The following is a 22602-nucleotide window of genomic DNA, read 5'->3' as shown; positions in this document are numbered from 1 at the left end:
TCTATTTTTTTTCAACAACTACAATTTAATTTCACAATTACAGTAGTCCATAGCTGATTTATAAAGCATCATCATTGGTTTTATTTAATTGTTGCCATTTTGATTGATCTAAGTTGAGGGTGTCAATATCTGTTGTCCATTCTATGCATGGGAAAATAGAGTGTATTTGTATAACCCGTTTTGTATGACTAAACGAAAAACGATCAGCACGAAATTGTAAATTGATAGTTTTGTTTTGATCACTTTTATTTTGATACAAAATGGTTTGTGTTTTCCAATCGGCGCTCCAAGTTAAAAAAGCTTTAGTTGCAATTGCGATTGCTATAACTATAAAGGTAAGTATTTTAGACCAGCTAGTTTGTAATTTGTTAAAAAAATGAGCTACGATAAAAACGAATGATGTTGCTGCAAAAAGATCAAAAAAATAGTGTACTCGATAATCTGTGATGTTAAGATTTGTATACCTATTGAGCAGTACTATTGTACTTGAAAAAACAAAAACAAAGTACAACGCTACACGAGAATTTTTCATTTAAATATTTTTTGCTTTTGAAGTGGAAACCTGCAACATAAAGTTTGCAGTATCTGCATCAGCCGATGTACCATAGCCATCAACGAGAGTCCCTTTTTCACCAGTAATGCCTTCAATGGCGTACAAAATGGAACTATCATCAGGATTCGATTCGCCTTCAAAACGATAAAAATGTTTAATTGTAACTTCCCCAGGCAAAAAATGGGTGTTAGTTTTTAATGAAACTAAGTTGTTACCAGTTACCTCAAATTGCGATCGAAAGCCTAACTTTTCTATGTTGGCCAAGACGGTAATCAAACTGTCCATGTTTATTTTTTCCATAATTTATATTTTAATGCGCTGGCAGCGTGTTTTACCAAATAGTTCGGGTGTCCTTGTAATGGCTGTAGGTTTGCAATCTAGTTGCAATACTATCAACAATACTGTTTTGTTCTTCTAGTTGCACTTCAAATAATTTGCACTGTGCTATATTGTAAGGATCTAAATTGTGTACATTAGACTTTTGATGGTATAATGCTTTCTCTTCTTCTAAAATGGTTGCTAACTCATAAACAACAATTTCTCTATTCGTGACTTTTTTGTCTTCAGTTATTTCCATTTTTGGTTAACGACTTTAATGATTTCATGAAAGAACAAATGTGGGGTAAATGTGTTATTCTGGTAATGACTTTAAACACCTAAAACTATGATTTACATTATGTTTTTATAGTTTATTTAAAGTGATTTAGGAAGCGTGAACGCTACCTGATTTTTGGTAACCTCCGAATCTTCAAATGAATTGAAATTTTCGATGGTGATGCGCGCAATGGCATGTAAGGCTTCTTTAGTAAAAAATGCTTGATGTGGCGTAATTAGAACATTATTAAAAGACATTAATCGCTCTATTTGATCGTCAAGTACCACAACATTCGATAAATCTTTAAAAAAAAGCTGCTCTTCGCCCTCGTACACATCAATACCTAAATATCCAAGTTGTGCTTTCTTTAAGGCTTGAATCACATCGACAGTATTTAGTATTGCGCCACGACTTGTATTTATAAGCATTACTCCTTTTTTTACTTTTGAAAAAGCAGCCGAGTTAAATAAATACTTTGTTTTACTATTCAAAGGGCAATGAACGGAAATAATATCCGATTGTCCCAAAAGCGTATCGAACGAAACATACTGAACACCTTTGTCTTTTAACTCTTTAGATTCCATCAGGTCAGTGGCAATAACTTTGCAGCCAAAGCCTAACATTATGTTACAAAACGCAGTTCCTATTTTGCCTGTTCCTACGACGCCAATTGTTTTACCAAATAGATTAAAACCCATTAAATTTTGAAGCAAAAAGTTGTTTTCTCGCACTCTGTTGTAAGCTTTGTGCGTTTTTCTATTTAATGTTAAAATCAGTGCAACGGCATGTTCTGCAATTGCTTCGGGAGAGTAGGCAGGTATGCGCAATACTTTCATTTTGTGTTTTGCTGCCGTTTCTACATCTACATTGTCATAACCTGCGCTACGAAGTGCAATATATTTTACGCCCGCCTTAGCAAGTTGATGAATTACGTTGGTATCTAGTTTATCTGTTAATTGAATACACACCGCATCAAAATCCTTCACTGTGGCAACTGTTTCTGTATTGAGCGGTATTTCAAAATAAGTCAGTTGGTGTTTGGCGGCTTTATTGTATAAATCTAAATATTCACGTTCGTAATATTTGGTGCTGTAGATCGCTATTTTCATTTTGTAATTGATTAGATGTTAAATTGTAATAGGCAAAACGGTTTCATCGTTTGTATTTGTGAGCACAGTATATTTCATTATAAACCAAACTGAATAACTTATGAGAATTGTAAAATAACACCAAACAGAGATAAGATAGCTTTGATAAAAAACAGCACCGACTCCATAAGAAAACAAGATCAATAAACCCAAAATTCGCATTTGTTTGATATGTGAAACAAAGCAAGGAACTATTGTAGCAATTGCATATAAAATTGATCCTAAAAGCCTAAACTGTTCGGGATAAGGTTGAATATAAAGGATAGTCGATTGGTGTATTTGTGCATGAACACTGTAATTACAGAGACAGTGCGCTAAAAAGCAGGATACTACCAAACCAATTCCCACAAGAATACTTAGTATCATTTTTCGGCTTTTATGCTTCTCTAAAAATAGAATAGCAATTGGAATGTACAACGGCCACAAAAGTTGCGTAAAATTGAGATGTAAAAAAACAGTACTTTTTTGAAGTAAATGTAAATTAGAAAAAGGTAGTGCCAACCAAAGAATTCCTTCGCAGAATTGTTGTATGCATAACACTATGGGAATTGTAGCAAATAACACTTGCGATTGATATTGTACTTTTTTTAATGAAAAAACACCAAAAAGTAGTAATGTAAAGCTTAATCCGAAACTCACAAATGCATATAAAAACATAGACTCAGTTTTATTGTTTGGTTTCAGTTAATGTTTTTATTAAAAAAAACTCCCCGAAAAAATTCCAGAAATTCTGGGGAAGTTAGCACAGCCACTAATCAATTAGAGATGAGTATTTCTTGCGGAATACATTTTTATACCCTCTAATTTTTTAATCAGAACTGTTTTTTTCTAAGTTGTACAATCTTTAGTTAATTGCTAGTAACTGCAGGTTCTATTTGTTTTTTAGGTGCTGCTTTTTTAGCTGTTGTTTTCTGCTTTTGTTCTTTTTTTACAATGTCCTTCTGTGATTTTTTTGCAGTAGCATCCATTTTTTTGGTGATTGTTTTAGTCATTTTTTTAGCAGTAGCATCGATCATTTTCATCATTTTTTTTGCAGTAGTATTTACAAATGTTGCTGCTGCCAAAGCCGATGTGATTTCGGCTGTCATTTTTTTTGAGTTTGTTTTCATGATTGTTATTTTTTGTAATTAATTTTTACACGTTTGCATTAGTTCATCTTTCATCTATTGCTTTGCTTTTACCAGAGTGATGTGATAATTAAACAAATTGATGCTAATGAATAATTTTTAAAATTTTACTTTTAGTCGCGTTTACAGAACATTTTTTATTTTCGATTTCTTCTTTGTAAGTTGCTATGGTGAGTCGTGCCATCAAGTAACTCACAGTTGATTCAGCACCTTGATTCAAATTAATGTAATCTTCTTCTAAACCATCATAACATCCGCCCGTACATGGATTGTACATAATTTGGTGTAAATGATTGTTCCCCAAAAACCAACTAAAAGCAGTTTCCATTTTTTGTAAGTAGTCACTACTTTTAAATGTTTCGTAAAATTTAGCAAGTGCTAAAATTGTATAGGCCACATCAATAGGTTGTTCGCCACCAATAGCAGTGTTTTCTGCTTTGTGGCTGTGCAGCCAACCTTTATTTGAAATTACTTTTATACTATTTTTAGTTATTGTTTTTGATACTAAAAAGTCGAAAGATGTTTTGGCTATATCTTTATAAGTTAGTTCTCCAGTTGCTAAGTAAGCGCAAAGTAAGGCTTCAGGAAGTATACTGTTGCCATACGTCAAATAGCTTTCGAACCAAGACCAATTTTCTTTTGATTCGTGTTTGTACATTTGAACCAATCGGTTAGCCAGCACTTTTAGAATCGCTGTATTTTTAAAATTCATCTCATTTTTAGTGCTATAATAAATGCCTTTAATGATGAACGCCATTGCTCGAGTAGAATGTATTTTTGTAGCAACTTTAAGAGCATTTTGCATGGTTTTCTTGGCCTCAATAAGCAATTCATTTGGTATTAAGTCTTGCATTGAAATCAAAAATCCCAAAGCCCAGATAGCTCTTCCGTTTGAATCTTCTAAATTCTCATCGTTTTGAGTAGTGAATTCTTTACTTTCATTTACATAATTCAAAAAAGTACCGTCTTTTTGTTGACAAAAATGTATAAACTGGTAATATTGAGAAATGTACTTTAAGTCGGCTTCATCTTTTGCTAATCGATAATGCTGGCAAAAAGCCACTAGAGCTCTAGCATTGTCATCTAAGGTGTAACCGCTATTTAAATCAGGTTTATTGATTACTGAAAATTGAATCATAGCAAAAGGAGTAGTCATATTTTTAAGGTGATCCAATTTGATTGCTGGAATTTTGTAATGCAATCGTGATTTGGTATTAATCAATCTTGAAATCAACAAAGTATGCGCAATTGCAGCGTTTTCCCAAGCAGTTGGTGCCATTTTGTGAATGCCTGCGCTTGAAATTTCGTTTCGTAGTGCCGTATTACCTAATAAAATAGCTGCCTGCTTTTGCAGTTGTGCTGAGTTTTCGAAATCGATAATGATACCGCCTCCATCTTGAAGCAGTTCAAATGCATGCGGAATAGGTGTGGAGATAACAGGACAGCCGCAACTAATAGCATACGAAAACGTGCCACTCACTGCTTGATTAGGATCTTTTGAAGTAAATAAATAAATATCTGTCAGTTGCAAATAATCTAATAATTCGGCAAGAGGCAAGTAGCTGTTGATGAATTTTACATGCGCTTGTATTCCTAAATCTTCAATTTTTTGTTCTAAACTTTTGCGGTAGGCTTCACCTTCTTCTTTTACTACCGTGGGATGTGTTTTGCCTATGATAAGAAAAAGTAGCGTCGGATTTTTTTCTACCAAAAATGGCATTGCATTCAAAGTTGTTTCAATTGACTTTCCGGAACTCAACAATCCAAATGTTGAAATTATTTTTCTGCCTGTCAAGTTGTATTTGTCTTTCAAAATTTCTTTGTCAGCATGTTTTACCAAGTGTGTACCGTGCGGGATAACCGTAATTTTGTTTTTCGAAATTCCGTAATTGTTTTCTAACAATGCAGCCGAAGCATTTGTCATTACAATAAAAAAATGCACTAGCTCCTCCATTTCGGCAATGTTTTGTTTCAAAAACACATCGGGATTGGGCAGTACGGTATGAAAAACTATGATAATGGGTTTGCGAATTGTTTTTAAAAATAGAATGAAATCCGCTTCGTTGTTTTTAAACAAGCCAAATTCATGTTGCACAATAACTACTTCAATAGTTTTGTTTTGGTTAATATTTTGAGCTAGTTTTTGGTAAGAAATCGGATTAATGGTATCTAAAACATAACAGACCTCCGCAGGATATTCATGTTTTTGATGTTGCGTTTCAAGCGCTGCAATTTGAATATCGAAAGTGTTTTTGAATTTGTTGTTTATCGATCCGATTAAATCTTGGGAATAGGTAGCAATACCGCATTCACGAGGCGGATAAGTCGTGATAAATAAAACCTTCGGTATTTTCTTTTTTTCAAGAATTGGCTTTGCTTCTAAACCAAAAGATTTTCTGTTATTATCTGAATAGGTATTGTTACGATTGGTTTTGATTTTATTTAACATCTTGAGTGGTATAAAGTAATAGTTCGTTGATTAATCCTAATAATGATACTGATGCGCAGGCAATACGTTCATCTGCAGCTCCGTAATAGATGTACAAAGTATCATCAAAAACTGCTGCTCCTGTTGGGAAACAAACGTTATTTACTTCGCCTTTTAGTTCCCATTCAACCTGAGGAAAAAATAAAGGGTAAGGCAAACGTGAGAGCTCGATTTTAGGATTTTCTAAATCAAGTAATGCGGCACAGGCCGAATAGATATATCCGTTGATTCCATCTTTTACACCGTGGTAAATGAGCAGCCAGCCCTGAGGAGTTTCAATAGGAGGACAGCCACCACCTACGTAACTAACTTCGTGATCAAATTTGGAACTGAGCACCACACAGTCATTAAAATGTTTTAAATATTCTTGATAAAAGGTAGCGGTTAAGTCCTGTAAATTATCAACACCAACTACAATTTGTATATCAGGTTTGATGCGGTGTAAGAAATAAAACTTACCTTCAATTTTTCTAGGAAAAAAAATAACGTTTTTGTCCCAAACTAGTGATTTCTCCTTGTCTGATTCTAAAATACCGATGTGCTCGTTATAACGGAAGTATTTGGTATTGATTGGACTCGTATTTTCTGCTAATTCATCGAATTCAGCATATGTTATTTGCGGAACAATGACTCCTTTTTTTTCAAAATGAATTAAATCTTTAGAAACCGCTAGGCAACCTAATGCATTTACACCATCAAAACCGGTGTAGGTGAGATAATAAATGTCTTCAATTTTTACAATTCGAGGATCTTCTAAACCATGACTTTCATAATCAAATTCCGGTATTAACAAGGCAGTTTTGTTCCTCTTTACCATTGACAATGGACCTTCAAGCTGACAATAGCCAATAGTAGAATGATTGCCAATTCTTACGGCGCGATATAAAAGATGTACAAAATTACCTTCTCTAATTGCTGCGGGATTCAGCACACCTTCATTTTCAAAAGGCAATGAGGTTTTGTTCAATATAATCCCTTCTTTTTTGACTTGTATCATTTGCTTTGTAAAAAAGGGCACTTCCCTTTGATAATTGATTTTTTTCGATGAAAATGGAACTTAAGGTATTATGTTTAAAGAACTAACAGACTTTTGTTTACTAGTTTTTTAAACAATGATGATTTATTAATTGTACTCACAATTTTTGTCGTGACATGAACAGTGATTGTTTGCAGCTTTTAGTTTTTTAATTTTTTTCCCCAACGTGTTCATCAAAATTGTGGTTGTCATTGAGGTCAATATGATTGCATAAAAAAGTACTTTCATAGCATTATTTTTTTAATTAGTAGTTAAAAATCGGGAAGCATTAAACTCCCCGATATTTTTGGTTTAGTCAATATAAGAATAGTCATATTCTACTTCAAGCTTGTTGTCAACAGTCCAAACTCCTGGTGTATTCCAAGCAATTTTTCCTGCTTCCTCTTTTTGGTATAAGGAGGTAACGTTCCCAGTTAAAATAATTTTACTTCCCTCAGCTTTTACATGAATGTCATCGGCATTGATAGACCAATGACGTTCAAGGGCTTTTTCAACATCTTTTTTCTCGATCGCATCTTGAACCTCTGATTTGATTTTGATATGATTGGCAATACCTTTTACCCCTTGCAAGTAATTGATCGTACTTTTTGCAGCTTCTCTTTGATAGTTCCAAGGGAGTTCTCCTTCAAGGGTAACCCAACCATTTTCTACCTTTACCTGTACTTTATCCTTTGGAACGGACCAACTTTCGTTTAATGCCTTTAGGACTTCTTCGGCAATTTCGCTGTCAGTTTTAGAATAATTATTGTACTTAATGGTTATGTTTTCGACCACAGCTTTAACACCTACAACATTTTTTGCAGCATTTTCAGCTTCGGTCTTTTTAAAATAACCATCAACAACCCCCGTAAGCGTTACGATACCGTTTTTTACAATGACACCTATTTCAGCTGCCTGCAAAAGGGGTTGAAATTTAATGGCATCTTGAACGTCTTTTTGTAATTCTTCATTTGTTTTCATCGAAAAAATATTTAATTACGTTTCTAAAAGTCGCTTACCTTAAGAGACCTTAGATTATTACTTAAGCAAAGTTGAGGCTCTTTATGTGAGCATAAAATGATGTGACCCGTTGTAATAAGTGATACCAAACACTTTAAAATAAAAAAATCAGAGTACTAATCTCTCGGTAGAATTATCTATTTAGGTAGCTAGTTTTGTATAGGTTTCAAAGTATTATTAAATGTTGAGGTTTATTATATCAACCTTGGTATTGCTTTTTGATCCATTGATAAAGAACATGTAAATTCAATCAATAAAAAATGACAACACATGATGTACACCGCTACTATATGTGACATGCATCACTTTTTAAACCATAAACGTACTAATTGGCGTACCTTTACTTATAACCGATACTTTTTGGTTACCCAATAGTTATGAAAAAAGCTTCGCTAATGCATGCTCTTATACATAACGCCATTGATGGAATCATCACTATTGATGAAAATGGAATTGTTGAATGTATTAATCCAACAGGTTGTAGGTTGTTTGGCTACACTGAGGTTGAGGTATTAGGAAATAACATTTCTATGCTAATGCCCTTACCCGAAAAAGAATCACATGATTTTTATTTGAAACAATATAAAAACACTGGTAAGGCTCACATTATAGGAGTTGGAAGAGAATTGATTGGAAAAACTAAAAACGGAACACTGTTTCCATTTAAATTAGGTGTTAGCGAGGTTATTTATGCCGATCAGAAAATTTTTGTGGGCTTTATACACGACCTAACACAGCAAAAAATAGATGAAGCACGCTTAAAAGAATACGCTTCGCATCTTGAAGAGTTGGTAGCGCAACGCACAAAAACACTCAATAAAACAATCAAGGCATTGGAGAGATCGCGCGAAAAAGTGCGTCAAACTTTAGAAAAGGAAAAAACGCTGAGTCACTTAAAAAACAGATTTTTATCGATGGCTTCGCACGAATTTAGAACTCCATTGAGTACCGTGCATTTGTCAGCCTCGTTGATAGAAAAATATGCTGAAGCTTACGGTAACGCCAACATTACGAAACATGTGGGTAAAATAGTCAATGCCGTGACTAACTTAACAACAGTGTTAAACGATTTTCTTTACATAGAACAGTTGGAAATAGGGAAGGTAGTACCCAGAGAAACTTGTTTCGATTTGGTACAATTGGCCAATGAAATAACTGAAGAAATGCAATTATTAGCCAAGTCAAAACAAAAAATAATATATTCACATTCTGGCGAAGACCAAGAAATTAATTTAGATAAAAACTTACTAAAAAACAGTTTAATTAACCTTATTTCAAACGCGATAAAATATTCTAATGACACGAGTTGTATTGCATTTACAACTGAGATTAATGCCCTAAATTGCATTATAAAAGTAAAGGATAACGGAATTGGAATTCCTATTGAGGACCAACCTCATTTGTTTGAACCTTTTTTTAGAGCCCATAATACAGGAACTATTCCCGGAACTGGTCTTGGCTTAAACATTGTAGCACGATACATCGCCTTAATGCGCGGGCAAGTGAGTTGCACTAGTGCTACTGGTAAAGGAGCAATATTCACTCTAACATTTTCAAAATTATGAGCAAAATAGTAGTAATAGAAGACAATAACGACATACGCGACAGTATAGTTGAAATATTAGAATTGGCGAACTATGAGGTGATTTTGGCAAAAAACGGAATCGAAGGCGTAGAAATTGTTATGGCTGAACTACCCGATTTAATTTTGTGCGACATCATGATGCCTGATTTAGATGGATATGGAGTTTTGTACTTACTTGCAAAAAATGATAAAACCTCGTTAATACCCTTTATTTTCATAACTGCAAAGTCTGAAAGAACAGATTTACGAAAAGGCATGGAAATGGGAGCCGATGATTATTTGGTAAAACCTTTTGGACGCTTAGAATTGCTAAATGCTGTTGAAATCAGATTGAATAAAAAACATAAAGAGCAACATTTGCATTTACAATCCTTAGAACAAGCTCCCTTTAGTATCTCTAAAAATGGTGGTTTGGCTGAATTAAGTAAATTGATTTCAAAAAGTCAAAGTAGAATTTTTAAAAAAAATCAAGTAGTTCATTATGAAGGGGATAGTCCATTGGGAATTTATTTAGTACTGTCAGGAAAAATAAAAACCACAAAAATGACTGAAGACGGACGCGAGTTAATAACCGCTATTTATCGACCAGATGATTTTTTAGGAGCCAATTCGGTACTGTCCAATCAATTGTATAACGATACCGCAACCGCTTTAGAGGAAAGCCATTTGTGTTTTTTTTCAAAGCAACAGTTTGATGAATTACTACGATTGTATCCTGACGTGTCTAAAAAGTTCCTGAACATTTTATCAAATGAAATCCTTACCAAAGATTCTTCTTTATTACAATTGGCCTATCAATCCGTAAGAAAACGAATTGCAGAAGCTATTTTAGACTTGTTTAAACACGATACTACCATTCGCATCAGTAGAGACGATCTAGCGGCACTAACCGCCACCGCTACCGAAACAGTAAGCCGTACCTTAACCGAGTTTAAAAACGAAGGTTTGATTGAAAAAAAGGGAAGTATTTTAAAAATTATCAATATTGAGAAAATCACTAAAATGCGCAACTAGTGGTTATTTTATAAAACTAAAACGGCCCAAAATCATCTGATTTTGGGCCGTTTAAATAAATATGTTAGCAATCTAAATTAATTGATTTTAGGATTGATTTGCTTGGCTTTTTTGATAAAATAAAAAGCAAAACATACTGCAAGAATTAGTGCAATTACAATCATGTTGTCAATGGGTGCAGCTGGCACGTCTTGTACATCCTCAGGAAATTCCTCTTGAGCAAGTAGGGTGTAGGCAGGACATATTAATAATGCCGCAGTTGCTAATGTATGTAAACGACTTTTTAGTTTCATGATGGGTCTTAATTAAAATAAGCGAATCCTTATTTGATAGTTATTTTTTTAGTTAAGTTCATTCCTTGATTGCTAATTTTTACAAAATAAACCCCTTGAGGAAGCTCTCTGTTAAGCGATACATTTAGCATAGGTTTGGCTTCTGTTTCTTGTTGGTATACCAATTGTCCTGTTACGTTGATCAATTGTACTTGCAACGCGCCTTGCATCATTGCAGGGAGTGTTAAGCTAAATTGATTATTTGTAACTGGATTTGGATACAATACTACTTGCTCTGCAATAAAATCGTCATTACTCAATGTTTTGTTTTGGAATGTGATTTTAAAACGATCGCTCTTATATGAAGCTGCATTTGAAGTAGTAACAAAACTAATATCAGTAGTTGCAGTCGTTGTTAGAGGAGTTGTAGTTCCTAAAAAAGTATCTACAAAAAACGGACTTACAGTTGGTTCAAAATTTGAAAACTGTGCGCGCAAACTGTAGTTTTTATTCGCTTGAAAATCTTGTAAATTCAAAATTACTTCGTCTTTCTCGCTAACAGGTCCACGAGCGTCTATAGCCCACATTTTATTATTATTAGCAATTGAAATATTCTCAGTTCCTGTGCTTAGTTTGGTAACATCAGCATTATCAATTGCACTGTTAAAAGAAGCATCAAAAACTGCAACAGTTGCATCAATTGGGAATCCACCTGCTGTCAATTCACTTGTTTCGTATACGCTCAAGTTCAGTTTTGCTATTGGGTTTTGTTTCGTTCTAAAAATAGGAGTTAAGTTAGCGGCACCCACTTTGTTAATTTCTTGAAAAGTAAGTGTTCCAGGAATTCCTAATATGCTGTTTTGTACAAAAAAGGCTTGACCAGGCTGGATGTATTGGTTAACATTAGAGGCGTTATTACTAGAACCACTCAAACTATTGTACACCACATAGCGTCCTCTTTGTGCAGCAGTTCCCATATTAGGATCCCATACGTAATAAGAATCTGTTAATCCTACTTTAGTCAATGTATTCCAATTTACGGTATTTACATACGGGTTACCTACTAAGCTATAACCGTTTGTTACCAAATTGCTAGTAGCATTTAAAGCAATTGCCGATGCACTATCAAAAATTACAGGTCCCGTAGTTAAAGTACCTGTTGCGCTTAATGTTACTGCCGCATTCATAGTTGGAGCAGAGGTGGTGTTGATATTTACATTACGGTCTCCACGTACCAAAAGGCGATAGCCTTGTCCAGCTTGCAAATTAGTCGCATTGGTAGAGGTTACAGCACTCCAACCACTTCCAGTGGCTTGATTATTATTATAGGTAAACAGCGATGCACTTCCTGTTGCAGTGGCATCAAAACCATTAGCTCCAGTTGAAGAACCTGTAATGTGTGTACCCAATTGCCAGTTGTTGCTGATAAAGTTGGTAGTTGTTACACCAGGACTTAAAAAACGGAAAGCTCTTTTGCCTTGCGGAATATAGCGTTCTACGGTAACATTAGTAGCCCCTGTTACTAAACCAGTAACTTGGCCTAAAACAGCAGTTCCTGTAGCGTCAGATTTTAAAGTAACTGGACGATCGTTTAAAGCTAATGTACCTTCAACTGTTATACTTGCAGTTGGAGCTATCGTTAAAGTTCCCGTTCCCGAAACTGTTAGGACTTTAGTGGCAGGTACGGTATACGCTACATCTAAAACAGGATTACCTGAAGGTATTTCAATATCTAAACTACCGTCTGGAACAAGATTGTTTGACCAGTTTCCTGCTGTAGACCAAGAGTTATTTACGGCACCGTTCCAAGTGGCGGCACAATTAGATACAGTTACTACCACTGCGGTACGGGGACTTTCGCAATTGTCGATCGTTTGTGTGGCATAATAAGTACCCGAGCTAAGAGCAGTGCTTGATGATAATACCGTTGTACCAGTCTCTGTTGCGTACCACTTAATATCTTGGCCCGTGGCCACCAAATTAGTTACAGTAGGATTTGCACTGCTACAAAAGGATTGTATAGCTGCCGTTGGTACAGCAGGTTGTGCACAGCCAGAAACCATGACTCTGTTATTGATACCATTAGATGAAACCGCAACAAACCTGCCATTACCAAAGGTTATACCTTGCCAATTATTATCAGCGGCAGAAGTTCTCGAGGTCCAAGTAATACCATCAGGGCTGGTCATAACTCGATTGCCTGTTCCATTATTACTGACGGCCACAAATAGACCATTACCATAAGTTACAGCGTACCAGTTATTGTTTACTGCTGCAGTTCTTGAAGTCCAGGTAATACTATCAGGACTAGTCATAACTCTATTAGTACCATCAACTGACACTGCTACAAAAAGCCCATTACCATGAGTCACCGAAAACCATTGATTATTTACCGCAGCAGTTCTTGAGGTCCATGTGATACCATCCGGGCTGGTCATGACCCTATTTGTTCCATCAGCTGACACTGCTACAAAAAGCCCATTGCCATAGGTTACATTATACCATGTATTATTTTCAGCAGCGGTTCTACTAGTCCATGTAATGCCATCGGTACTTGTCATAACGCGATTATTAATGCCACTGCTTGAAACTGCTACAAACATCCCATTCCCATAGGTTACAGAAAACCATGAATTAGTTGATGCTGCAACTCTTGCAGTCCAATTAATTCCATCGGGGCTTGTCATAACTTGGTTTATACCGCTAGTTGCAACTGCCACAAAAAGCCCGTTTCCATAGGTTACAGAATACCATGGATTATTTGCTACTGCTGTCCTTGGTGTCCAAGTAATGCCATCAGGGCTGGTCATAACTTGATTATTAGATCCATTTGAAGCCACCGCTACAAACAGTCCGTTGCCATAAGTTACAGAACGCCACGAAAAATCTGAAGCATTGTTTATTGCAATCCAGTTAATCCCATCGGTACTACTCATTATGCGATTACCTAAACCTATATCTCCAAATGCTACAAAGCGACCGTTGCTGTAAGTAATAGACCGCCAATAATTTAATGTTAATGCCGTTCTTGAGGTCCAAGTAATTCCGTCAGGGCTGGTCATCACACCATCGCTTGTACCATTTCTTGCTACCGCCACAAATAGACCATTTCCGTAAGTAACTGAAGTCCATGCAGTATTTGTTGCAGGTGTCTGTAACGTCCAAGTGATTCCATCCGTACTCGTCATTACTAGGTTATTTGTACCACTATTTGCAACAGCTACAAAAAGCCCATTGCCATAGGTAACAGATTGCCATGAATTGTCTGCTGCTGATGTTCTGCTGGTCCAAGTAATACCGTCAGGGCTAGTCATTACTCGGTTATTAATACCAGAGGTTGCAACTGCCACAAATAGTCCGTTACCATAAGTGACAGACCTCCAGTTATTATCAACTGCTGCGTTACTTGAAGTCCAAGTAATACCATCAGGACTGGTCATGACTCTATTACCTGTTCCTGAACTTGCTACTGCCACAAATAGTCCATTGCCATAGGTAACCGAATTCCAGGAGTTATCGACAGCTGTGTTTCTTAAGGTCCAGTTTATGCCATCAGGGCTGGTCATTGCTCGGCTTCCTGCAGTTCCAGAATTAGCCACTGCCACAAAAACTCCATTTCCGAAGGTTACCGATGTCCAACCATTATCAGCTGCGCTATTGCGCATTGTCCAGGTAGCGCCATCAGGACTAGTAGCCACGCGCTTACCTAATCCATTAGTAGCTACAGCCACGTAAAGACCGTTACCATATGTTACAGATTGGTAACTTAAATCAGTACCTTGATTGATACTTTGCCAATTAATTCCTTGACCAGTCACAAAATTGGTACTACAGAGTACAACAGTAATTAATAAATATCTTAAAAATTTCATGTTAGTTGTTTTTTACATAAATGATTATTAATTGGATCTTAAGCGAGGTTGACAATGTTCCTTTGCAGAAAGTAAGGGAATACCCTCTTTTCAGGTTAGTGAATGCCGTGGTGTTAATCGTTTGGGATTTGTAATTGACTTATCGCCCAAAAACGATATGTAACAATAAAGTAGTTTTTTAATTTTCATAGTTTTTGTTGTTTAATGTTGTTAATAGTAAATTTAGTGTATTAAATGTTGCTAATGAATTATAATTCAGCGAATTGTTTATTGTAGCATATAAACAATACAAAAATGATTTATCTTTTATTACTAACCAAATTTTAAAGCATTTATTTCTTACTTAATCTATTAAAAATCGCATTTAATCGATAAAAAATGTCTTTTAATCGATTTTATAGAGGTACGAGCAGCCAAAAAGTTATTTTCTAGTATATACTCAAAAAAGATATATTCGCTTGATAAGTTGTAATACTGTATAAGTTTTAATGAAGTAGTTAGATGAATTCTACCATTTTTATTTAAAGTATAAAAAAGGAACTAAAGACCTTAATTCGATGCTGGGAATAAGATTAGAAATGGCATCCAAAAAAAATGAAAATCAAATAAATAGTGCGGTTACATTAAAAAAAAGAGAGGTCATAGACCTCTCTTTAAAGCAATTTTTTAATTTAAAATTAGTTTTAATTAATTGGAAAATAATCTACCCAATCTAGCGATTTTATGGCTGTTACTTTGTTGTCTGCATTCATACTAACGCGTAGTTCTTTATTGGCTACTTTTTTGGTATACTGAGCCTTGTATCTGTAAATAGTAATTTGATCCGCTTTGTTAACGTAAGCTTCAACAAATTGCAAATCAATAAAAGAACCATAATATTGTCTAAAACGAGTGCAGGTTTTTGTCAATCGTGCTTCGGTTGTATTTTTAATAACTGAGGCAGTAGCTTCTGCAGTAGTAAAAGGTTTGAATTTTGAAGTGTTACACGTCATCAAAACGCGCTTTCCTAAATCATATGACTTGTTTTTTTGATTGTCGTTTAGTGCTGCGGTTGGCAGCTTGACATTTTTACCTTCCTTAATTTCAGGTACAATTACTGTTTGCTTTGTTTTACAACCAATAAAGAGTACAATAGCGCACAATACAAGTATTTTTTTCATCTTAATAAATTTTAAGTAAAAGATTTGGATCTGGACAGTTTTCTAAAAAATGCTGAAGATCTTTACTATTGCATACTCCTGGATAATCTCCTGATGCATTCGGGATTTCTTTAATAATTTGAAAATGTAAGTGCGGAGCATAATCACCATTAACACTCGCATCGCCCAAAGTAGCAATTTGATTGCCTTGTTGAACTGAATCGCCAATGGCAATATGACTAATACTTTCTAACGATAAATGCCCGTAGAGCGTATAAAATTTATGTTCCTCAATTTGATGCTCTAAAATTATGGTAGGGCCATAATCTCCTAAACCGGTGTTGTAATTGAAACTATGAATATGTCCGTCTAAAGGCGCTAAAACGGAAGTTCCCGCTTTTATCCATAAATCCAAACCAAGGTGTATGTTGCGCTCATCAGTAGTTTCATCATTGAATTTTTCACTTCGCTTGTACAAATTGCGTTTTTCATTGTAACCACCATAAGCTACTTTGGCATTGCGCTTTTGCAAAAGGTTTTCGATATAAATTTCAAAATCGGTTGAATTACTATCTTTAATGTGTTCTAAATCTGTATTAGAAGGGGATAAGTCTAGTGGAGTGTAATATTGGTAATCAATTGAAGCGTCAATTACTTTGATGTTATTTAATTCTTGAAATAGGGATTCTAAGGTTTTCATGCTTTGTTTTTTATAAAGTTTAAATTTAAATAAAAAATGCCAACATAAAAATTTACGTTGGCATTATAACATTTAATTTAGATTTTATTGTTGCAGATTATAAGTTTAATTGAGCTATTTACTCTTATAAAATCAAATCTATCTCTATTTTACAGCTAATAAATCTACAAATTCGATAACTGGATCTTGTGCTAATAATGTTCCAGCATTTGCCATTAGGGCTTCGGCTATTTTTCCCGCTAAATGCGCTTTTCTTCCTTCTTCGGTTTCAAAAGTATCAAAAATTCCAAAGGTAGAAGCGCCAATTTGCCATCCGTACCAATTTACGGTTTCAGGTTCATCAAGAACTAACGGCAAAGCGCTTTTTAAGAAAGCTGCAACTTCTTCTTCTTTGCCAGGTTTGGCTTCTAATCTTGCTAATAATGCAAATTTTTCCATGTGATTTCTTTTTTTATTAAAATTACGGCTTTAAATGATAACTCCTATTTATTTAACTGTTGTTCAAGTAGCCATCGGCTTTAAAAAATAGTTTTACTTCAAATGATATCTAAAAAAAAGTCCCAATCTACAGCAAGCAGATTGGGACTTTGTGGTATTACTTTATTGTTCTTAGTATAAACTTGGATAAAGTGCAGGATTACTTTCGTGCATCATATCGTAAACTTTTTCAAAAATATCCTCTGCAGATGGTTTCGAAAAATAATCACCGTCAGTTCCGTAAGCTGGACGGTGCGCTTTAGCAGTAAGTGTTTGAGGCTTGCTGTCTAAGTAAGCGTAAGCGTCTTGTTGTTCTATAATTTGTTGTAAGATAAAAGCTGAAGCTCCGCCAGGTACATCTTCGTCAATTACTAACAAGCGATTTGTTTTTTGAATACTTTTTACAATATCTTGATTGATATCAAAAGGTAATAAAGATTGTAAATCGATAATTTCACAATCAATACCTACTTCACTGAGTTCTTTCGCAGCTTGTTGAACCAATCGTAGCGTAGAACCGTAAGAAACAAGTGTAATGTCGTTTCCAGTTTTTAAAGTTTCGATTACTCCAATTGGAGTTTTGAACTCACCGTAATTTGAAGGCATTTTTTCTTTCAATCGGTAGCCGTTCAAACATTCGATAACCAATGCAGGTTCATCACATTCTAACAAACTGTTATAAAAACCAGCAGCTTGTGTCATGTTGCGAGGAACCAAAACATGGATACCACGAACTGCATTAATAATCATTCCCATTGGTGAACCTGAATGCCAAATTCCCTCCAGACGGTGACCGCGTGTACGAATAATTAGTGGCGCTTTTTGTTTACCAACTGTACGGTATTGAAGGGTAGCTAAATCATCACTCATGATTTGAATAGCATACAATAAATAATCTAAATACTGAATTTCGGCTATAGGGCGTAAACCACGCAAGGCCATTCCAATACCTTGACCCAAAATGGTTGCTTCGCGAATTCCAACATCGGCAACACGTAGCTCACCGTATTTCTCTTGCATTCCTTCTAAACCTTGGTTAACGTCACCAATGGCTCCAGCATCTTCTCCAAAAATTAGAGTTTCTGGATATTTTGTAAAAATAGCATCAAAGTTATCACGCAAAATCATACGTCCATCAGTATCTTCTTTGGCATCGTCTGCGTAAACAGGCAACACTTTTTGAGCAGAGAAAACGTTCTTTTCAGTTTCTGAAAATAAATTGCTACTAAAATTCTTTTGCTCTTTTTGAGTATACTCATTAATCCAATTAGCTAAAACGGCTTTTCCACTTTCAGCAACAATTAAACGCAATACTTTACGAGCGGTTACTAAAATCTCTTTCTTCAAAGGAGATTTAATAGCGTTTAACTCATTTGCATAATTAGTGATAGCTTCTTTATGTTCGCTCGTTGCCGCAATTTCATTCAATAGTGCAACTAATGCTTTTTGATCGGCAATGATTGGTTCTAAAAAGGCATTCCATGCTGCTTTTTTAGCTTCCATTACGTCTTTTTTAGCTTGTGCATCAATGGCGTCAATTTCTTCTGGCGAGGCAATATTAATGGCAATCATCCACAATCTCATCTGACGGATACAGTCAAATTCTCTTTCCCAAGCTAAACGATCACTGTTTTTGTAACGCTCGTGTGATCCTGAACTAGAGTGTCCTTGAGGCTGTGTTAGTTCATTTACGTGAATTAATACTGGAATGTGATTTTCACGAGCAATTTGCGCCGCTTTTTGATACGTCGTAATTAACTCAGCATAATCCCATCCTTTTACACGAAGAATTTCATAGCCGTTGGTATCTTCTTCTTTCTGATATCCTTTTAATATTTCAGAAATATTTTCTTTGGTAGTCTGATGTCTTGCATGTACCGAAATTCCGTATTCATCATCCCAAACACTCATTACCATAGGTACTTGTAAAACACCAGCAGCGTTTATCGTTTCAAAAAATAATCCTTCAGAAGTACTTGCGTTCCCAATTGTACCCCAAGCAATTTCATTTCCTTGATTCGAAAAATTAGCAGCGTTTGGAATACCTTTTACATTTCTATAGATTTTAGATGCTTGCGCCAAACCTAACAAACGTGGCATTTGACCCGCAGTAGGAGATATATCTGAGCTTGAATTTTTTTGTTTGGTTAAGTCTTTCCAAGAACCATCAGCATTCAAACTGTGCGTAGCAAAGTGCCCGCCCATTTGTCTACCTGCTGACATTGGATCTTGTTCAATATCGGTATGGCCATATAAACCTGCAAAAAATTGTTGCATGGTCAATTCGCCAATAGCCATCATAAAAGTTTGGTCGCGATAGTAGCCCGATCTAAAATCGCCGTTTTGAAATGCTTTGGCCATAGCCAATTGCGGCACTTCTTTTCCATCGCCAAAAATTCCAAATTTGGCTTTTCCTGTCAATACTTCTTTTCGTCCTAATAAACTGCATTCGCGGCTAATAATAGCGGTGGTGTAGTCCTTTAAAACTTCGATTTTGAAATCTTCAAATGTCAACGTACTATTGGTTTTTTCTTTTATCATAATTGAAAAGCATCACTTTAAGCTACAAATTTACTGAAAAGCAAGTTCTTTTCATAATAGTTTGATGAAAATAGATTTTAATTTTTTCAATTTATTCTAATAAAATGAAACTTATTTTTTTTATATATGTAATTTTATTGCTTTAAAAATGATAATTATGCAATAAAAAGCACTCATTAATTTCGATTAAAACCATTTTCGGCTAAAAAGATTGATTAATGTTTTAGGTGAAAATGTTACGATAAAACGTACTTTTTCGTTATAATTATTCGAAGAAATCTCCCAACCATTGCTAGAATACACTGGAAAATAGAGTTCAAAATAGTCGGTAACTAGGTTTAATCTTACGCCGCTATCAAAAACAAAGCGTTCTTTTTGGCTTCGATTCTTTAAAATTCCGACATCACCATATACTTCGATCCAATTCCAAATGCTCACACTAGCATTTAAACTACTTAAAAAAGTGTTGGCAAATGGCGTGTTTAATTTAGATTTAAACCCGCCCTCGGCAATGATGTATTGTTGACTAAATAAGCCACTGCTTTCAGATCGTCCTAAATAATTGTAATCAAACAAATAATCAGTAGGGCGATCGAGAGCAAAACTAAAATAATCCGAATCGGTTTTGTTGTATAAAAAGTGTCCTGCATACAAGCGCAAATTCAATTGGCGGTTGTTTTCGTATAATTTTCTGAACTCAACTTCCGCGGTGGCTTTACCAAATTTTCCTGAAAATTGGGTTACAGCAGTAAAATTGATATGATTGGTGACCTCGGTTTTGTTGTTGCTGTAGCGTAAATCAAGTACTGAATAATTGTTTGGAGAATTATCGTTAACAAAAGCACTTGTTTCGCGATCTACGTTAATTTGACGTAGCAATATAAATTGTTTGCGGTTGTCTCTAAAATTTGGTTCACGAATGCGCATTTGCACCGAAGTATTGAAGCGTAAATAACTTGCATCTGGTGCATAATTGAAATAGTTGGCACTTAGACCATATTTTATATTAAACAAGTTACTATTTCTGATATTTTGGTTGACCACGAAGGCAGCAGCACCGGACAAATTTTGCGACTTTGTTGAGTAGGACGGATTGACATCAAACGTAAACGGCTTGTCTAAAATAGTCTTGTTATGCAAACGTAATCCGGGCGTTAAACCGTCATAAAAGTTATAATATATAGAAGGTAAAAACAAAATCTGATTGAAATAAGGATCCTCTAAATCTTTAAAAAAGGCAAATTTCAAAGGTCTGTTATTCGGAAAAAAACCATTTAGTTTATGCCAATTGTTTCGTAAATTATATTCAGGAACTTCATTTTTTAAATTAATCACTATTTTGTCTATCGCTTGGCGCGGAATCGTCATTGTGGTGTCACAGGCTTTGATATAGAACCATTTTTGATAAACTATTTTCCCTTTTGCTAAACCAAAAATGGGCACAGGTACTTGAGTTCCTGTTTTATTTTTAACCGAAAATGTAATACTGTCTTTGGTTGATGAAACGTTTTTAAATTTGTAATCAACAATCGATCTGGAGTTGATAATGGTGTTAAAAAACCAATCCAAATTAGTTGCAGTTTTACTTTTTAAAATGGTTTCAAAATCAGTTCTGGTGCTATTTTTTGTTTGATTATTTTGGTAAAATTCAAGTATTGTGCTTCGTAACACATCGTTTTGCAGGTACGAGTCCAAATATTTCAAACTCAAACCAGCTTTGTACTTGTTAGCAATTTGCTCGTTAAATTTTATCAAGGAACTTTTAGGTTCTCCAAGCGCTTGATCTAAATTTTTGCGCGCCATAAGCATGTAAAAATAACTATACTGATCATTAAATTCTACGTCAGCAAGACTAAAAGGTTTCAACAATTTTAACTTTGCTAAGTTACCAATCAGTTTACTATCAGGATAATAGTTTTCAATGTATTGCATCATTAAATATACTTGTAAACCGTCGTAAAGCCAATTGTCTTTTCTGGGATCAAGATGCAAACTATTTTTTAAAAAACTGTTCAAATAAGTTTTTAAAAATTTTATTTCGAATAAAAATTCATTGGGAAACGGACTCAAAAACGAAGGCAATTGGTTCAATCCATAAAACGGATTCTTATCATAATCGGCCTGCGCAACCATTATATTTTGCTGCGGATAATTCCCTAAAAAAGAATGCGTAAATTGAACAATTCGGTCTACGCTTATGGCTTTTTGAATGTCATTAACTTTATTTTGTTTTAAGTCGGTCCATACATTAAGCAAGGAATTATTGTAACTGTAAAAGCTAGGTTTGGGTTGAAGGCTGAGCGAGAAATCAGTTCTGTTTTTCCCCGTTCCTTGATAAACAGAGTTTTGCTCTATTGCTGCTTCATTAACATTCAAATCGGTAGTAATTATCCAATTGTTAGGCGTAGCAATAATAACTTCTAAGTTAGTAATGGCATTAGTTGCATCATCAAGGTTGTAATTGCTGTACCGCACAAAATCATGATTTTCATAGCGTGCCAAAAACAAAAAAGTATTTTTTAAATAAACACTACCTGAATCATTGTAACCAATTTTGGTGAACTTATCATGCGGAATTTTACTGTTGTAGCGCAATAAAAGTATTGTTTTTTCTCCCGGTAACAAAGGCTGAAGTAGCGTAAATTCTATCAAGTCAGGATGTTTTTCAGGTCGCTTCCAAATTAATGGCAATTGTTGTGCGTTGGTAATGCTCAGGTTTTGAGTACTGCCACGTTCTTCTTCTTTTGCCAAATGAAATCCTCTGTAAAATTCATCTGAAAAGCGTTTGGCTAACGGAGTAGTTTTACTAGAGTACGCATGATTCCAATCGTTTAAAACAATCGATTTTAAAGTGTCTTTAGTTTCATTCGTAAAGCTAATTTGTTGACTAACTTCAAAACTTTTGAGTTCCGGAAGCCATGTCAGCTGTATTTTAGATTCCTGTTGTCCCAACATTCGAGCGGGAAGCAAAACAGCTAGGAGGCAAAGTGTGGTAAAAAATAATTTCTTCAAAATCGGGTAGGGCTGTATTAAAAAATAAATATACTTATTATGGA

Annotated in this window: 18 protein-coding genes; 2 read left to right on the top strand and 16 right to left on the bottom strand. The window is 35.0% G+C overall.

The window, feature by feature from the left end; genetic code table 11:
* Positions 1-58: 58 nt before the first annotated feature.
* The 9 genes from G9Q29_RS06580 to G9Q29_RS06545 form a co-directional block, all read right to left on the bottom strand.
* Entirely contained in the window at positions 59-532 is a 474-nt protein-coding gene (locus G9Q29_RS06580; RefSeq protein WP_166134525.1) for a hypothetical protein, read from the bottom strand.
* Entirely contained in the window at positions 533-853 is a 321-nt protein-coding gene (locus G9Q29_RS06575) for a hypothetical protein (RefSeq protein ID WP_166134523.1), read from the bottom strand. It abuts the gene before it with no gap.
* Between the two features lie 31 nt (positions 854-884).
* Positions 885-1130, bottom strand: a complete 246-nt coding sequence (locus G9Q29_RS06570; protein WP_166134521.1) for a hypothetical protein — start codon at positions 1128-1130, stop codon at positions 885-887.
* 116 nt (positions 1131-1246) lie between these two features.
* On the bottom strand, positions 1247-2257 hold the full coding sequence (locus G9Q29_RS06565) for a 2-hydroxyacid dehydrogenase (protein ID WP_166134519.1): 1011 nt from the start codon (positions 2255-2257) through the stop codon (positions 1247-1249).
* A gap of 18 nt (positions 2258-2275) precedes the next feature.
* A complete protein-coding gene (locus tag G9Q29_RS14975; RefSeq protein ID WP_317172486.1) occupies positions 2276-2953 on the bottom strand; it encodes a DUF6629 family protein in 678 nt (225 codons plus the stop codon).
* 191 nt (positions 2954-3144) lie between these two features.
* Complete coding sequence (locus G9Q29_RS06560; RefSeq protein ID WP_166134517.1) at positions 3145-3405, bottom strand: hypothetical protein; 261 nt, start codon at positions 3403-3405, stop codon at positions 3145-3147.
* Positions 3406-3508: 103 nt separating this feature from the next.
* Positions 3509-5872, bottom strand: coding sequence for a glycosyltransferase (locus tag G9Q29_RS06555; RefSeq protein WP_205729836.1), 2364 nt, complete (start codon positions 5870-5872; stop codon positions 3509-3511).
* A complete protein-coding gene (locus G9Q29_RS06550; protein ID WP_166134515.1) occupies positions 5862-6908 on the bottom strand; it encodes a glycoside hydrolase family 130 protein in 1047 nt (348 codons plus the stop codon). Before G9Q29_RS06550 ends, G9Q29_RS06555 begins: the two co-directional genes overlap by 11 nt.
* Positions 6909-7238: 330 nt before the next feature.
* The gene (locus G9Q29_RS06545) at positions 7239-7907 is read right to left on the bottom strand and encodes a BON domain-containing protein (protein ID WP_166134513.1); all 669 of its coding nucleotides are present in this window, start codon (positions 7905-7907) and stop codon (positions 7239-7241) included.
* Positions 7908-8341: 434 nt separating this feature from the next.
* On the opposite strand from G9Q29_RS06545, the gene G9Q29_RS06540 reads away from it, so the two are divergent.
* Both G9Q29_RS06540 and G9Q29_RS06535 read left to right on the top strand, forming a co-directional pair.
* Entirely contained in the window at positions 8342-9511 is a 1170-nt protein-coding gene (locus G9Q29_RS06540) for a PAS domain-containing sensor histidine kinase (protein WP_225872899.1), read from the top strand.
* Positions 9508-10545, top strand: coding sequence for a response regulator (locus tag G9Q29_RS06535; RefSeq protein WP_166134509.1), 1038 nt, complete (start codon positions 9508-9510; stop codon positions 10543-10545). The genes G9Q29_RS06540 and G9Q29_RS06535 overlap by 4 nt, the downstream gene beginning before the upstream one ends.
* Positions 10546-10622: 77 nt before the next feature.
* Here G9Q29_RS06535 and G9Q29_RS06530 read toward each other — a convergent pair whose 3' ends face one another.
* The 7 genes from G9Q29_RS06530 to G9Q29_RS06500 form a co-directional block, all read right to left on the bottom strand.
* On the bottom strand, positions 10623-10838 hold the full coding sequence (locus tag G9Q29_RS06530) for a hypothetical protein (RefSeq protein WP_166134507.1): 216 nt from the start codon (positions 10836-10838) through the stop codon (positions 10623-10625).
* Positions 10839-10867: 29 nt separating this feature from the next.
* The gene (locus G9Q29_RS06525) at positions 10868-14689 is read right to left on the bottom strand and encodes a T9SS type A sorting domain-containing protein (protein ID WP_166134505.1); all 3822 of its coding nucleotides are present in this window, start codon (positions 14687-14689) and stop codon (positions 10868-10870) included.
* Positions 14690-15372: 683 nt separating this feature from the next.
* On the bottom strand, positions 15373-15849 hold the full coding sequence (locus G9Q29_RS06520; RefSeq protein ID WP_166134503.1) for a hypothetical protein: 477 nt from the start codon (positions 15847-15849) through the stop codon (positions 15373-15375).
* 1 nt (position 15850) lies between these two features.
* Positions 15851-16528: a peptidoglycan DD-metalloendopeptidase family protein gene (locus G9Q29_RS06515; protein WP_166134501.1), complete on the bottom strand. Its 678-nt coding sequence runs from the start codon at positions 16526-16528 to the stop codon at positions 15851-15853.
* A 144-nt stretch (positions 16529-16672) separates the two neighbouring features.
* Positions 16673-16966, bottom strand: a complete 294-nt coding sequence (locus G9Q29_RS06510; RefSeq protein ID WP_166134499.1) for a putative quinol monooxygenase — start codon at positions 16964-16966, stop codon at positions 16673-16675.
* A gap of 171 nt (positions 16967-17137) precedes the next feature.
* Entirely contained in the window at positions 17138-19546 is a 2409-nt protein-coding gene (locus G9Q29_RS06505; RefSeq protein WP_166134497.1) for an alpha-ketoacid dehydrogenase subunit alpha/beta, read from the bottom strand.
* A 186-nt stretch (positions 19547-19732) separates the two neighbouring features.
* Entirely contained in the window at positions 19733-22558 is a 2826-nt protein-coding gene (locus G9Q29_RS06500; RefSeq protein WP_317164730.1) for a gluzincin family metallopeptidase, read from the bottom strand.
* Between the last annotated feature and the right edge of the window lie 44 nt (positions 22559-22602).

Source organism: Flavobacterium turcicum (genome assembly GCF_011365745.1).
GTDB classification, from domain to species: Bacteria; Bacteroidota; Bacteroidia; order Flavobacteriales; family Flavobacteriaceae; genus Flavobacterium; species Flavobacterium turcicum.
The sequence above is the reverse complement of the archived record's forward strand: the minus strand, read 5'-3'. Positions and strand labels throughout refer to the sequence as shown.